The 14155-nt window shown below is 53.3% G+C and carries 13 protein-coding genes; 8 read left to right on the plus strand and 5 right to left on the minus strand.

Going from position 1 to position 14155, the window contains the following annotated elements; genetic code table 11:
* Positions 1-272 precede the first annotated feature (272 nt).
* The 3 genes from acnA (at position 273) to PMI41_RS18010 (ending at position 4675) form a co-directional block, all read left to right on the plus strand.
* Entirely contained in the window at positions 273-2960 is a 2688-nt protein-coding gene (acnA, locus tag PMI41_RS18000; protein ID WP_008127230.1) for an aconitate hydratase AcnA, read from the plus strand.
* A gap of 104 nt (positions 2961-3064) precedes the next feature.
* Positions 3065-3919 carry a DUF1223 domain-containing protein gene (locus PMI41_RS18005; RefSeq protein WP_008127234.1) on the plus strand — a complete coding sequence of 285 codons (855 nt, stop codon included), beginning with the start codon at positions 3065-3067 and terminating at the stop codon, positions 3917-3919.
* Positions 3920-4303: 384 nt separating this feature from the next.
* Positions 4304-4675: a DUF2794 domain-containing protein gene (locus tag PMI41_RS18010; protein WP_008127236.1), complete on the plus strand. Its 372-nt coding sequence runs from the start codon at positions 4304-4306 to the stop codon at positions 4673-4675.
* Here the strand turns inward: PMI41_RS18010 and PMI41_RS18015 are convergent, their stop codons facing one another.
* The 4 genes from PMI41_RS18015 to PMI41_RS18030 all read right to left on the minus strand — a co-directional run bounded on the left by PMI41_RS18015 (position 4676) and on the right by PMI41_RS18030 (position 9612).
* The gene (locus tag PMI41_RS18015) at positions 4676-5221 is read right to left on the minus strand and encodes a GNAT family N-acetyltransferase (protein ID WP_008127238.1); all 546 of its coding nucleotides are present in this window, start codon (positions 5219-5221) and stop codon (positions 4676-4678) included.
* A 157-nt stretch (positions 5222-5378) separates the two neighbouring features.
* Positions 5379-6155 (minus strand): Bax inhibitor-1/YccA family protein, encoded by a 777-nt coding sequence (locus tag PMI41_RS18020; RefSeq protein ID WP_008127239.1) that lies wholly within the window; start codon positions 6153-6155, stop codon positions 5379-5381.
* Between the two features lie 191 nt (positions 6156-6346).
* Positions 6347-8911: an ABC transporter permease gene (locus tag PMI41_RS18025; protein WP_008127240.1), complete on the minus strand. Its 2565-nt coding sequence runs from the start codon at positions 8909-8911 to the stop codon at positions 6347-6349.
* The gene (locus PMI41_RS18030; RefSeq protein ID WP_008127241.1) at positions 8908-9612 is read right to left on the minus strand and encodes an ABC transporter ATP-binding protein; all 705 of its coding nucleotides are present in this window, start codon (positions 9610-9612) and stop codon (positions 8908-8910) included. Before PMI41_RS18030 ends, PMI41_RS18025 begins: the two co-directional genes overlap by 4 nt.
* Positions 9613-9681: 69 nt before the next feature.
* On the opposite strand from PMI41_RS18030, the gene PMI41_RS18035 reads away from it, so the two are divergent.
* The gene (locus PMI41_RS18035; RefSeq protein ID WP_008127242.1) at positions 9682-10359 is read left to right on the plus strand and encodes an arylesterase; all 678 of its coding nucleotides are present in this window, start codon (positions 9682-9684) and stop codon (positions 10357-10359) included.
* A gap of 135 nt (positions 10360-10494) precedes the next feature.
* Positions 10495-11091, plus strand: a complete 597-nt coding sequence (gene thpR / locus PMI41_RS18040) for an RNA 2',3'-cyclic phosphodiesterase (RefSeq protein WP_008127243.1) — start codon at positions 10495-10497, stop codon at positions 11089-11091.
* Here the strand turns inward: thpR and PMI41_RS18045 are convergent.
* The gene (locus PMI41_RS18045) at positions 11043-11513 is read right to left on the minus strand and encodes a low molecular weight protein-tyrosine-phosphatase (protein ID WP_040855776.1); all 471 of its coding nucleotides are present in this window, start codon (positions 11511-11513) and stop codon (positions 11043-11045) included. The two genes, thpR and PMI41_RS18045, sit on opposite strands and share 49 nt — an antisense overlap.
* Before the next feature lie 132 nt (positions 11514-11645).
* On the opposite strand from PMI41_RS18045, the gene PMI41_RS18050 reads away from it, so the two are divergent.
* From PMI41_RS18050 to rlmN, 3 genes are all read left to right on the plus strand, one after another.
* Positions 11646-12032: a YkvA family protein gene (locus PMI41_RS18050; protein WP_008127245.1), complete on the plus strand. Its 387-nt coding sequence runs from the start codon at positions 11646-11648 to the stop codon at positions 12030-12032.
* 258 nt (positions 12033-12290) lie between these two features.
* On the plus strand, positions 12291-12794 hold the full coding sequence (locus tag PMI41_RS18055; protein WP_008127246.1) for an invasion associated locus B family protein: 504 nt from the start codon (positions 12291-12293) through the stop codon (positions 12792-12794).
* A 122-nt stretch (positions 12795-12916) separates the two neighbouring features.
* Positions 12917-14155 (plus strand): 23S rRNA (adenine(2503)-C(2))-methyltransferase RlmN, encoded by a 1239-nt coding sequence (gene rlmN, locus PMI41_RS18060; protein ID WP_008127247.1) that lies wholly within the window; start codon positions 12917-12919, stop codon positions 14153-14155.

The raw sequence follows: 14155 nt of genomic DNA on the forward strand, positions 1-14155 counted from the left end.
CTGGTTCCAATGCGGCCAAATGACCATTTCGCCGCAGTACGCATTTTTGCACTTAGCCGGTCTGGCACAAATCGCGGAAAAACTCTATATACCAGTCAACCATGCCAGCGGTCGGCGTGGAAACAATTTTGGCCGATCTCTAGCGAATACTTTCCCGGTATTTGCTGCGGGACGGACAGCGGAAATGACTGCACCCGCACCTTAGCGCGTCCTTGAAACGCGGCAAAGGCGTTCGTCCCGGGTTTAGGCCTCAGCATAAGGACGAACGCAAAATGTCTCAGATTGACAGTTTTAAATGCCGTAAAACCCTCACCGTAGGGGACAAGGAATATGTTTATTTCAGTTTGACCGAAGCCGAAAAGAATGGATTGGAAGGGATTTCCGCACTTCCGTTCTCCATGAAAGTTCTCCTCGAAAACCTGCTTCGCTTTGAAGATAACCGCTCGGTTTTCAAGAAGGACATTGAAAGTGTAGCCAAATGGCTCGTTGATCGTGGCTCTGCCGGCGCTGAAATTGCCTACCGCCCTGCCCGCGTTCTCATGCAGGACTTTACCGGCGTTCCAGCAGTCGTTGATCTTGCAGCCATGCGCGATGCCATGGTCAATCTCGGTGGCGACCCTGAAAAGATCAATCCGCTCGTCCCGGTAGATCTGGTCATCGATCACTCGGTTATTGTCGACGAGTTCGGCAATCCTCAAGCCTTCAAGCGCAATGTCGATCTCGAATATGAGCGCAATGGCGAGCGCTACCGCTTCCTGAAATGGGGCCAGCAGGCATTCAAGAATTTCCGCGTAGTACCACCCGGCACGGGCATCTGCCATCAGGTTAATCTGGAATACCTCGCGCAAGGCGTGTGGACCAAGGAAGAAGACGGCGTGACCATCGCCTATCCTGACACTTGCGTCGGCACCGATTCGCACACCACCATGGTCAACGGTCTTGGTGTTCTCGGTTGGGGCGTGGGCGGTATTGAAGCCGAAGCTTCCATGCTTGGTCAGCCTGTTTCCATGCTTCTGCCGGAAGTTATCGGTTTCCGCCTGACCGGCAAGGTCAAGGAAGGCGTAACAGCAACCGATCTCGTTCTCACTGTCGTGCAGATGCTGCGCAAGAAGGGCGTCGTCGGCAAGTTCGTCGAGTTCTTCGGCCCCGGCCTTGATTCGATGACGCTGGCTGATCGCGCCACCATCGGCAATATGGGCCCGGAATATGGCGCAACATGCGGCTTCTTCCCGATTGACGGCGAAACCATCAACTACATGCACATGTCAGGCCGCGATGAAGACCGCCTGGCCTTGGTCGAGGCCTATTCCAAGGCGCAGGGCATGTGGCGTGAAGCAGGTGCTGCCGATCCGGTCTTCACTGATACGCTTGAACTGGACCTCGGCACAGTCGTTCCATCCATGGCTGGTCCAAAGCGCCCTGAAGGCCGCATCGCACTGGAAGGTATCGCATCAGGTTTCCGTGAATCCCTGCAGAAAGAATACAAGAAGACCGAGCAGCTCGATGCACGCTATCAGGTCGAAGGTGAAGATTTTGACCTTGGACACGGCGACGTTGCCATTGCCGCCATCACATCCTGCACCAATACGTCAAACCCGAGCGTTCTGATTGCCGCTGGACTTCTGGCCCGCAACGCAGCTGCAAAGGGTTTGAAATCCAAGCCTTGGGTAAAGACTTCGCTTGCTCCCGGCTCGCAGGTTGTTGCGGCCTATCTGGAAAGCGCAGGATTGCAGGTTGAACTCGACAAACTGGGCTTCAATCTGGTGGGCTTCGGTTGCACCACATGCATCGGCAATTCCGGTCCGCTGCCTGCACCGATCTCCAAGACAATTAATGATAAGGGGCTGATTGCTGCTGCCGTTCTTTCCGGCAACCGTAACTTCGAAGGCCGTGTGTCGCCGGACGTTCAGGCGAACTATCTTGCATCGCCGCCTTTGGTTGTCGCCTACGCTTTGGCTGGCACGGTTACCAAAGACCTGACCACCGAACCTCTTGGTGAAGATCAGAACGGCAATCCTGTTTTCCTCAAGGACATCTGGCCTTCCAGCCACGAAATTCAGGAGTTCATCACCAAGAACGTCACCCGCAAGCTGTTTTCAGCGAAATATGCGGATGTGTTCAAGGGCGATGAGAACTGGCAGAACGTCAAGGTACCAGCAGGCCAGACATATGCATGGGACGATAACTCGACCTATGTGCAGAACCCGCCATACTTTGTCGGCATGGGCAAAACTCCAGGCATAGTCAACGACATCAAGGGCGCACGCATCCTTGGCCTGTTTGGCGACAAGATCACAACCGATCATATTTCGCCGGCCGGTTCGATCAAGGCTGCTTCACCTGCTGGCCAGTATCTGACAGATCACGGCGTCGCTCCGCTGGACTTCAACCAGTACGGCACACGTCGTGGCAATCACGAAGTCATGATGCGCGGTACGTTTGCCAATATCCGTATCCGCAATCACATGCTTGGTGAAAACGGGCGCGAAGGCGGTTACACCATCCATTATCCGACCAAGGAAGAAATGCCGATCTATGATGCGGCAATGGAATATCGCCGTGAGAATGTGCCGCTGGTAATTTTCGCCGGTGTGGAATACGGCAACGGCTCATCACGCGACTGGGCGGCGAAGGGCACCAACCTGCTCGGCGTTCGTGCTGTCATCTCACAATCGTTCGAGCGTATTCACCGTTCCAACCTCGTCGGCATGGGCATTGTTCCATTCGTTCTCGAGGAAGGCACCAGCTGGCAGTCGCTTGGCCTGAAGGGTGATGAAATCGTCTCCATCGAAGGTCTTGCCACCATCCAGCCACGCCAGAAAACACTAGCCACGGTCACGTTTGCCGACGGACAGGTGAAGCAGGTTCCGTTGATCTGCCGGATCGATACCATCGATGAACTCGAATACCTCAAGAATGGCGGCATTCTGCAGTACGTTCTGCGCGATCTCGCTGCTTGATCTGACAATAGTTTGTACGTTTGAGGGTCGCCGGGCAACTGGCGGCCCTTTAATTTAAGAGGATGTAATATTCGTGATCGAATTCACCTCAAAGTGACTTCCTCTTGACCAAAGGGGCTCTTATCAATCGTCTGGCAATCAATACACCCTATAATTTTCAGATATTCCGGGAAAGAAAGCTCGCCACCTTGCTATCGCGTACCACAACAAAACTCTTGGCTGTCGGCCTGCCTCTTATGGCAGTGGTAGCTTATGTGATGCCGGTCTGCGCGGAAGATGCGGGAGCGAAGCCCGAGGGTGTGATTGAGCTTTATACATCGCAGGGATGCGGTTCATGTCCGCCTGCCGATGCCGTGCTTAAAGAACTTGCGACCGAGGGAAAGGTCGTGGCACTGGCTTTCCACGTTGATTATTGGGATTACCGCGGCTGGACCGACAATCTTGCTTTGCCCGAAAACACCGAACGCCAGAACGAATATCGCAAGGCCTTAAGTCTCAATGGCGTTTATACGCCTCAAGCCATTATCAATGGCCGTGAGCATGTAAACGGGCAGGACGAGACAAAAATCCGCCGCCGCATTGCGGATATGCGCGATACGCCCTCAGGCCTGACTGTGCCGGTTTCCATAGAAAAAGCCTCCAAGAATAGATTGCTGATTGATATCGGCTCCGGCCCGGTAACGACAAATCCAGTGCGCGTTGTGCTCGCCTATTTCAACCGTGAGAGTATTGTTTCAATTCCGGGCGGCGAAAATGTCGGGCGCATGGTAAGTTATGCCAATAGCGTGCGGGCGATGGAAACTGTCGGTATGTGGGATGGCAATGCTCAGAAGATCGAAATTCCGATGAGCGAACTTGCGAGCAAGAAAGCCTCCGGCTGTGCTGTGCTGTTGCAGGAAATGCTGGGTGATGGCAAACCCGGGCCAATTATCGGCGCGTCAATTATGGCGGCGAAATAATAGCTCTACCGAAACAAAAACAGGCCGGATAAATCCGGCCTGAGCTATTGGGGCATGTTGCCAATAAATGAGAACTATTGGCCTTCTCTGAACAATCCGCTTGGGCGGGGGGCTTGGGTAATCGAACTGCTCCGGTAAAGCCGCCTCTGGCAACACAATGCGATGTTCGGTTTGAAATCCGGCGGCAATGCGTGCAGAAGATGGCGACAATGTGATGAGTCATCACCATTAACTTCACATCGTATTGGTTCGTGAGACGCAAGAATATGCACGTTAATTTCATAAAATCTGTGCTGGCGAAAACTGCAAGCTTGTAAAATTGTCTGGATAGGGTCACCTTACTGTCATCCAGGTGTCACACGACAAATCAAAGGCGGTTGATTGATGGAAAGCAATGCAGGTGGCGACGATTCGCAACGTCAGGCGAAACTCATCCCCCTCGTTCGAAACAATGACCTGCCTGTTACCTTTGACCGGCGCGAGCTCAACCAGATTTTGCGGGTCTATGGTTTTATGGTTTCTGCCGGTGAATGGCGTGACTATGCGATCGACCATCTCTCTGACAGGGCGATCTTTTCTGTTTTCCGTCGCACCAGCGAGGTGCCGATGTTCCGCATCGAGAAGAATCCCAAGCTGTCGCGCAAACAGGGCATTTACAGCGTGATCGCCGCAAGCGGACTCATACTTAAGCGCGGGCACGAGCTTGACCGCGTCCTGCGCGTATTCGACAAGACACTGAGTATCGTTCGAAGCTGATTACTTAAGCGGCGCCCTGTCGGGTAGCGTTGCCGCCCCGCCGTTCATATCAAGCTGCATCAGAACCGTATCCAGCCAGCGGCCATGCTTGAAGCCGGAGGCTTCGATCTTGCCGCAATGGCGGAAGCCCGCCTTGGTATGAAGACGAACGGACGCAGATCCCTCATGACCATCGCCGATAACGGCTATGAACTGACGAAAACCCAGTGCAGTGCAATCGTCGATAAGCCGCTGGATGAGGATTTTACCCAACCCCTTCCCCTTGGCTTCCGGAGCAATGTAGATCGAGTCTTCAACCATCCACCAATAGGCCGGACGTGCGCGGAAATAACTGGCATAGGCATAGCCAATAACTTCGCCGTTTTGCTCAGCCACGACATAGGGGAAGCCATCCGACTTAAGCGAATGAAACCGGTTGGTCATTTCCGTAAGATCAGGCGGATCAATCTCATAGGTGGCGGTGCCATGCAAAACAGCATCGCGATAGATTTCGGTTATAGCGGGCAGATCGGCAGGCTGTGCGGAGCGGATATGAATATCGGACATGGATTTCGCTTGAAGGTGGGTTTCTGACTACTTTTCATGCACCCGTTCGACATAGAATTAAAGGGCGCACCGAGAGATTGTCGATCAATAATCCTTATACAGTGCATAAAAAAGGGCAGCTGAAAGCTGCCCTTTTCATCATTTTTTCAGTGTAAAGCTATTCGCGGTTGCCCAGGAACTGCAACAGGAACATGAACATGTTAATGAAGTCGAGGTATAGACGCAGAGCACCCATGATTGCCTTGCGGCCATAGGAGTCTGTATCGTCGCCTTCATAATACATTTCCTTGATCTGCTGCGTGTCGTAGGCTGTCAGGCCTGCAAATACCAGCACACCAATTGCCGAGATGGCAAACTGCAATGCGCTCGATTGAAGGAATATATTGACCACCGAAGCGAGCAGAATGCCGATCACGCCCATGAACAGGAACGAACCGAAACCGGAGAGGTCGCGCTTGGTCGTGTAGCCATAGAGCGAAAGTGCGCCAAACGATGCGGCAGTGATGAAGAACGTCTGGACGATGCTTCCCGAGGTATAGACCAGGAAGATCGACGACAGCGATGCACCGACAAGAGCGGCATAGACCCAGAACGTGGTCTGGGCGGCAGCGACACTCATCGAGTTGATGCGGAAGCTCAGGAAGAACACTGCAGCCAGCGGCGCGAGCATTACGACCCACTTTAACGGCGAAACGTAGAACGTAACACCGAAGCTGGTCAGCATTTTACCGTTAGGCAATGTTGCAGCCGCAAGCGACGCGTCATTGGTTGTTGTCAGATATACGATTGCGAGGGCGGCAAGACCGGTCACTGCAAGACCGATCGCCATAAGATTGTAGACCTTCAGCATGTAGCTGCGCAGACCTTGATCGATCCCCGCGTCCACACGCACTCCGGCCGAATTCTGGGCCTGGATGTTGCGATAGTCAGCCATGGTTTTCCTCATTGCTTCGTCCCGTCGGGTGTCGGGGACTATCCCCAGGCTCCGCTGGCGGGACCCCAGCATGCCTTGACAAGAATTATGGTGATTATCCCGCCCTATAACAAGTCCTGTTTTGCTCAAGATTATGTGCGAAATCGCAAATTGCCGCTCAGATTGCCGATAATTACATGCTTTTAATCATTTCAAAGAGCTCTGAGCACTGGCGCTGCCTTCTGTCCCAGAATCCGCCAGGTTCCTGCAAGGCCAAATCCCACAGTCAAAATCAGCGCTACGGCAACCGTCATCACTGCAACCTCCGGCTGGAAAGAGGCAGGCAGTGTCATGACCCGGACGATCACATACCAGGCCGCCAGACCGCCAGCCAGCAATGCAAATATTGCAGTTGAAAGCCCTAGCAGCACATATTCGAGCGTGAAGGCCTTGATAAGCGTTCGCCGCGTTGCCCCCAGCGTTTTCAATACCACCGCATCATGAATGCGCGCTCTGTTCCCGGCGGCCAAAGCGCCACCCAAGACCAGAATTGAGGCGATTAATGCAACGGAAGCAGCTGCGCGGATCGCCACAGCCAACTGATCTACAAGTTCGTTCGCAATGGTGATCGCGTCTTTCACACGCACCGAAGTGACTGCCGGATATGCCGTGGTTACTGCCCGCATGACGCCAGCTTCCTCAGCCGTCGTGGCAGTTGGGTCGGTCAAGGTTGCCAGCCACGCATGGGGCGCTCCGGCAAATGTATTGGGCGAAAAGACCATGACAAAATTGATGGCGAGCGATTCCCATTGCACTTCACGGAAATTGGCGATCCGCGTCGTCATGTTCCGTCCAAGTACATTGACTGTCACAGTGTCGCCGATCTTGAGACCGAGATTACGACCCTCTTCGGCCGAGAATGATACCAGCGGCTCGCCAGTATAGTCGGCTGGCCACCAGCTCCCTTCCGTCAATGTTGAGTTCTCCGGAACATTTTTCGCATAGGTTATGCCCCTATCACCACGAAGCACCCAGGCACCCTCCGGCGGAATGGTCATCTTGGTAATATCCGTCCCATTGAACGCAACGATACGGCCGCGCAGCATGGGAGCACTGACGATCTTTCCGTTGGGAGCGGATTTTTGCAGCAAATCCTTGAACTGATCGATCTGCCTGCTTTGAATATCGACAAAGAAAAAGTTGGGAGCTTTCTCGGGCAAATTGCCAGCCAGTTGCTGTCGGAGGCTACCGTCAATCAGAGCCAGTGAAACGAGCAAAGTCAGACCGAGCCCCAGCGACAGGACAACCGAAGGTGTAAGGGCACCGGGACGATGAATATTGCCGATTGCAAGTCGAAGTGCTGTCGATGACACGCGCGGAGCACGTCGGGCCAGCCATTGAACGAGGCTTGAAACTGCCCGCAAAATCACGAATGAAAACGCAACAGCACCAACAAACACAATCGCGATACGTCGGTCATAGGCAAAATAGACGGCTAGCAGGCACAGCGCCCCCATCAGCATGATTGCTATTCCGATATAGACCGGTTTCGGCCAGCCTCGCTGGTCAAACCCTTGTTCCCGGAACAAGGCAGTGGCAGGCACGTCGCGAGCACGCCCCAAGGGAAGTATGGCGAAGGCCAATGTGGTCAGAAGGCCAAACAGGGCAGACCAAAGCAGCGCGCCAGGATAGAAGCCGCCTGCTCCAGCAATCGGAAGTATATTTTGCAGAGCATATGCCGCCAGATAGGGTATCGCTGCAGCTGCAACAAGACCGATGACGATGCCAACGACGGCAAGGATAATGATCTGGAAAAGATAGACCGCAATAACGAACCAGCCGGGTGCTCCGAGTGATTTGAAAGTGGCAATAACACCGCGCTTGCCATCGAGGTAGGAGCGAACGGCATTGGCAACACCCACGCCACCAACCACGAGTGCCGTCAGTCCGACCAGAGTCAGAAACTGCGAGAAACGTTCAATATTGGAACTGAGCGAGGGCGCCGCATTTGTGCGGCTGCGTATTGTCCAGCCAGCTTGCGGAAACTTTTCCTGCGCCTCGTCGCGGATGGCCGTAATGGCCAGCTCGCTTGCGCCGGCTGGCAGCGAAATTTTGTAATTGTGATCGACCAGACTGCCAGGCTGCACGAGACCGGCAGCATCAAGACCCGCCGTCGAAACCATGAAGCGCGGTGCAAAGCCAAAACCGTCAGACAAGGCATCGGGCTCATTGACTATAACAGATCGCACCTCGAAACTGGCAGAGCCAAGGAGAATGCGATCTCCAAGTTTCAAATGCAGTCGCTCAAGAAATATTTCCGCAACGGCAGCTCCATAAGCGCCATCTTTCTCCGCAAAAAGCGCCTGATGGTCCAATGATGGCGCGGTCTCAAGCGTTCCGTTCAAAGGATAAGCATCATCGACGGCCTTCACTTCGACCAGCGACTGATCAGATCCATCCGGAAGACGGGCCATGGAGCGCATGTTTGCGCTTACCGCCACCTTTCCCTTGCTGTCGAGAAAGGTGCGCTCATCAGCTGTAACTTCACGCTGGTTAAGCTGGAAACGGACATCACCACCCAGAATGCTCTGGCCTTGCGTCGAGATACCGGACGTTACGGAGTTGGCGACCGAATTGACACCGCCGATAGCAGTAACGCCGAGCGCGATACAGGCGAGAAAGATGTAAAAGCCGGATAGACCGCCACGCATTTCACGTAAAGCGAAACGCAAAGCCAGTTTCAAGGTTGGACCGGATCCCAGTGACAGACTGCTCATGCGGTTTTCGCCAGTACAGATGCGCCTTCATCAGCTTCTATCAGGCCGGATCGGACACGGATTTCCCGATCGCAACGTGCAGCAAGGCTTGTGTCGTGGGTTACGAGAACAAGCGTAAGCCCCAATTCCCGTTGTTTCTCGAAGAGAAGATCCGCAATTTGCCGCCCTGTAGCTGTATCAAGATTGCCGGTTGGTTCATCAGCAATGAGGATTTTGGGAGATGGAGCAAGCGCTCTGGCAATCGCCACGCGCTGTTGCTCACCGCCAGAAAGTTCGCCTGGATAGTGAGTAACACGCTCTGCCAATCCAACGGCTGCAAGCATGCGTTCTGCAATGGCGAAAGCGTTGGGGTTTCCGGCCAATTCCAGCGGAACGGCAACATTTTCGAGCGCCGTCATGTTTGGGATAAGATGGAATGATTGAAAAACAATACCGATGTTCTGACCGCGAAACGCAGCTGTTGCATCTTCGCTCAGTGTTTCAAGTTTTGTGCCGGAGATTTGCACCGAACCTGAATCAACATGCTCGAGTCCGGCCAGAACCATCAAAAGGGTAGATTTTCCTGAACCTGAAGGCCCGACAATGCCAACGGATTGACCCGTATCAATATCCAGGGAAATACCCTTGAGGACATGCACGGCAGAAGCGCCTGTGCCCAGTGTCAACTCAATGTGATCGAGCTTGATAACGGATTTCGTCACGAAAAGGCTTCCTTTGCGATATGGTCGACACAACATGCAGTGCAACTGGTCTGATATGGGTGCCCCGAAATGATATTCAAACCGTTGATAAGAATTGTTGTTTTTCTAGGACTTGTTGCCTTGCCTGTTTCGGCTTTGGCCAATCAAAATACCGTGTCCGGACAGCCCCTGGCGGTCGTGGGCTTTGGCGATAGTCTTATGTCAGGCTTCGAACTGCCTGTTCAGGATTCCTTTCCGGCCCAGCTGGAGAAAGCTCTCAAAGACAAGGGCATCAACGTCACGATTGCCAATGCAGGCGTGGCCGGCGAGACAACAACCGATGCTGTGAGCAGGCTTGACTGGTCCGTGCCGGAAGGTACCGGGTTAGTCATTCTTGAATTTGGCGCAAATGATGCGTTGCGCGGGATATCGCCGGAAATAAGCGAGAAGAACCTCGCCGAAATCATAGAGAAACTGCAACAGCGTAAGGTTCAGGTCATACTTGCCGGAATGCTTGCACCCCCGAATATGGGCGGTGATTACGAGGACAAATTCAACGCAATCTTCCCGCGACTGGCGCAGAAATACAATGTCCCGCTCTATCCGTTTTTCATGGAAGGTGTCGCGGCGCAGAAGTCATTGCAACTGGAAGATGGCATGCATCCCAACACACAGGGAGTTGCCAAAATGGTGGAAGGCTTTCTTCCAGTCATTGAAAAAACCATCGCAAGCAAAAGCTCATCTGATAGCCCAAACGCTTCACAATAAACGGGATTTCAAGTTGGCTGTTGGAGTTCACCGTGTCCAATTTGTCGCGCGGCAGAAGAATATAAACTTATGGCTTGCCCGCAGACAGGTTCGATGATTCTCTAGGTGTGCAACTCGATTCGGGGAGGATGCCTTATGCCGCGTCTCTTTACTGCCCTCGAAATTCCGCGCGACGCCGCACTCTCGCTGTCGTTGTTGCGCGGCGGACTCCCCGGAGCCCGATGGATTGATGTCGAGAATTATCACATCACATTGCGATTTATCGGGGATGTAGAAGGCCATGTCGCTGACGAGGTGGCCAATGCGCTGGACCGGATAAGACGTCCGGAATTCACGCTCTGGTTGTCGGGTGTCAACGCTTTCGGATCAAAGAAGCCGCATAGTGTTGTGGCTTCGGTTGCACCCTCGCCTGATATCCAAGCGTTGCAAGCCGAAATCGAACGCATCTGCCAAAGATTGGCGCTTGCACCTGATCCCCGTAAATTTACACCACACGTTTCTCTTGCCAGACTGCGTAATGTCCGAAACGAAGAGATCGCGCACTACCTTTCCTCAAGGGGTAATTTTTCCACAGCGCCCTTCTCTGTCGGGCGTTTCGTACTGATGTCATCGCGCGATTCTGTTGGCGGTGGTCCCTATATCGTTGAAGAAGCGTGGCCTCTGGAATCACGCCGATCTTCTTATCAGAACCTTGCGGAGAGGCCTTTCGAGGCTGCAAGGATCATCCGGTAGATCGCTTCGAAATCTGCATCGGTACCGTAGTAGGGATCAGGAATTTGCTTGGCGTTGCCGAGCGCAATTTCATAAAACAGACCGGTTATCGCCGTAGCGTTGCCTGGGCGGCGTCTCTCAATTGCAGTGATATTCATCTGGTCCATACCGACAATCAGGTCGAAACGGGTAAAATCACCGGCAACAAGCTGCCTGCAATGTTGATCGGAAATATCGACACCATGCCGCCCAGCGACCTTGATCGATCTTGAATCGGGCTTTTCTCCGGTATGATATCCATTGGTTCCAGCAGAATCGACGAGAACCCCGTCGGCCTTGCCGTCGCCCTCCAGCACCGATCTGAATACTCCCTCCGCCATTGGTGAGCGGCAAATATTGCCGAGGCAAACAAACAGAACAGAGCTAAATGGCGAAGTTTTCATATTTTTGCACCATGGAAAGAAGATCAGGCTACGAAAAGCCTTTACCAAAGAATTCACATCATTGTGAGCAAAACTCTTGTACCTCCCGATATCCCTTCCCATGTTCTTGCTGAACAAACTGAAGGAAAAGGAATGGACGAGATCAAGATCGGTGAAATTCTGGAACCGGGTAGCGCGCATCAGCAGCGTTCCCGGGAGGAGCGCGTTCGTGCTTCATTCTGGAAAACCGTGCGTAAGGCAGCAGAGAACATCCCGTTTCTGGATGAACTGGTCGCTGGCTATTTTTGTGCGCTTGATCCTACCACGCCGACCAAAGTCCGCGGTATATTGCTGGCTTCGCTGGCTTACTTTGTTCTGCCGTTGGATTTCATTCCGGACTTCATCCTGGGGCTCGGCTTTACCGACGATGTTGCGGTAATGATGGCTGCGCTGAGCGCCATCCGCAACAACATTACGCCGGCACACAGGGCTGCTGCGCGGCAGGCGATCAAGGATCTCGATAAGGACGAGAAAGCCTGACCGAGATCACAAGACTGTGAAAATATGAAACGTCAAAGTCTCGCCGCTTTTATTTGGCTGGTGTTACCGCATCGGACTTGAATGAGGCTGTGACCTTTTTGGCTCTAAAAACTGCTTTTTTGACCTGTCTTCACCGTTTGGTAACCCAGATTAAGTCAAATTAAGACAAGCGAACTGGACAATACGGCATCTGGATTACCTTCCGGGCCATTGCCGGTTCATGAGTTATGAAGTGTACAAATAAAACTGGTAGGTATCATGTTTGGAAAATCAATCGTAGCGACCTCTGTGCTCATGCTTGGGCTGGCGGGAACAGCTCTTGCCCAGACCCCGAGTCAGATTAGCCAGTTCAACGCGTGGGGTGCTTATAGCTACCAGCAGGGTAAGGGCAAAGTCTGCTACGTCCTGTCTGTGCCGGTCGATAAGCAGCCAGCGAAGATCGACCATGGCGACAATTTCTTCATGGTAAGCCAGAAACCCGGCCAGAATGTCAGTTTCGAACCGCAATTCAAGGCTGGCTATGATCTGCAGGAAAATTCAAAAGTCCTCGTCAAGATTGATGACCGCACATTCTCCATGTTCACCAATGGCAGCCATGGCTGGATGGAAAACGCAGCAGAAGAGCCGCAGCTCGTTGCCGCCTTGCGGGCAGGACATAATATGTCGATCAACGCTGTTTCCAAGCGTGGAACCAAGACAAGCTATGCCTATTCGCTGAAAGGCGTTTCGGCAGCTCTAAAGGCGATTTCCACTTGCAAATAGTCTTAATAGCTCCATTTCTTGCGAAGGGCCCGGCACATGCCGGGCCTTTTTGCTTGTAGAGGTGACGTGGCCGCTGGAACGTGATATGAGCCGCGCTTCCGTTACAAACGTTAGAAAAACCCATGTCCGTTTCGCTTGACCTGACACATCCTGTTGCCCGGGATAAATCCCGTGATGCCGTTCGCGCTCCGATGGCTGAAAAGCCTTCGCTGATCGGTCTGACGCGTCCGGAACTGGCAGAGGCCCTCATTGCCGTTGGTGTGCCTGAACGGCAAGCCAAAATGCGTGTGGCACAGGTCTGGCACTGGCTTTATGTACGTGGTGTTTCGAACTTCGACGACATGCAGAATATTTCGCGCGATATGCGTGAATTGCTGGGCCGCAACTTCAACATCGCCCGCCCGGAAATCGTTGAAGAACAGATTTCAAATGATGGTACGCGGAAATGGCTTTTCCGTTTTCCGGCCCGTGGTGCAGGCCGCCCCGTAGAAATCGAAACAGTTTACATTCCTGAAGAGGGACGTGGCACACTTTGCATTTCCAGTCAGGTCGGTTGCACCCTCACCTGCTCATTCTGCCACACGGGTACACAGAAGCTCGTGCGCAATCTGACAGCCGAAGAAATTCTATCGCAGCTTCTGGTTGCACGCGATCGTCTGGGTGACTTTCCCGATCGCAATACGCCGGATGGCACCATCGTCCCGGCAGAGGGCCGTAAAGTGTCCAACATCGTCATGATGGGCATGGGCGAGCCGCTCTACAATTTCGAGAACGTCAAAAAGGCACTGCTCATTGCTGCTGACGATGCAGGGCTTTCACTATCGCGGCGCCGCATTACTCTATCGACATCGGGCGTCGTGCCGGAGATTTATCGTGCGGGCGAAGAGATCGGCGTCATGCTGGCTATCTCCCTGCATGCGGTAACAGATGACCTGCGCGACATGCTGGTGCCGATCAACAAGAAGTATCCGTTGCAGGAGTTGCTTGCAGCTTGCCGTGCCTATCCAAGCTTGTCCAACTCCAAGCGCATTACTTTTGAGTACGTCATGCTCAAAGGCGTCAACGACTCGTTGGACGATGCCAAGGAACTGGTCAGGATGCTTAAAGGCATCCCAGCCAAGATCAATCTGATCCCTTTCAATCCGTGGCCAGGTGTAAATTATCAATGCTCTGACTGGGAGCAGATTGAAAAATTCGCCGATTATGTCAACGCAGCAGGCTATGCATCGCCCATCCGTACACCGCGCGGTCGCGATATTCTGGCTGCTTGCGGCCAGCTCAAATCAGAGTCGGAACGTATGAAAAAGACTGAGCGTCTGGCATTTGAAGCAGCCATGATCGCCGGTCACGGCGAAGACTGA

This window comes from Phyllobacterium sp. YR531 (genome assembly GCF_000282595.1).
In the GTDB taxonomy this organism is placed as follows: Bacteria; Pseudomonadota; Alphaproteobacteria; order Rhizobiales; family Rhizobiaceae; genus Phyllobacterium.

Bases quoted from the DNA above. Each gene is read 5' to 3' on its own strand.
- acnA (WP_008127230.1), top strand. From the start codon at position 273: ATGTCTCAGATTGACAGTTTTAAATGCCGTAAAACCCTCACCGTAGGG.
- PMI41_RS18010 (WP_008127236.1), top strand. From the start codon at position 4,304: ATGGAAAGCAATGCAGGTGGCGACGATTCGCAACGTCAGGCGAAACTC.
- PMI41_RS18015 (WP_008127238.1), bottom strand. From the start codon at position 5,221: ATGTCCGATATTCATATCCGCTCCGCACAGCCTGCCGATCTGCCCGCT.
- PMI41_RS18020 (WP_008127239.1), bottom strand. From the start codon at position 6,155: ATGGCTGACTATCGCAACATCCAGGCCCAGAATTCGGCCGGAGTGCGT.
- PMI41_RS18025 (WP_008127240.1), bottom strand. From the start codon at position 8,911: ATGAGCAGTCTGTCACTGGGATCCGGTCCAACCTTGAAACTGGCTTTG.
- PMI41_RS18035 (WP_008127242.1), top strand. From the start codon at position 9,682: ATGATATTCAAACCGTTGATAAGAATTGTTGTTTTTCTAGGACTTGTT.
- thpR (WP_008127243.1), top strand. From the start codon at position 10,495: ATGCCGCGTCTCTTTACTGCCCTCGAAATTCCGCGCGACGCCGCACTC.
- PMI41_RS18045 (WP_040855776.1), bottom strand. From the start codon at position 11,513: ATGAAAACTTCGCCATTTAGCTCTGTTCTGTTTGTTTGCCTCGGCAAT.
- PMI41_RS18050 (WP_008127245.1), top strand. From the start codon at position 11,646: ATGGACGAGATCAAGATCGGTGAAATTCTGGAACCGGGTAGCGCGCAT.
- PMI41_RS18055 (WP_008127246.1), top strand. From the start codon at position 12,291: ATGTTTGGAAAATCAATCGTAGCGACCTCTGTGCTCATGCTTGGGCTG.
- rlmN (WP_008127247.1), top strand. From the start codon at position 12,917: ATGTCCGTTTCGCTTGACCTGACACATCCTGTTGCCCGGGATAAATCC.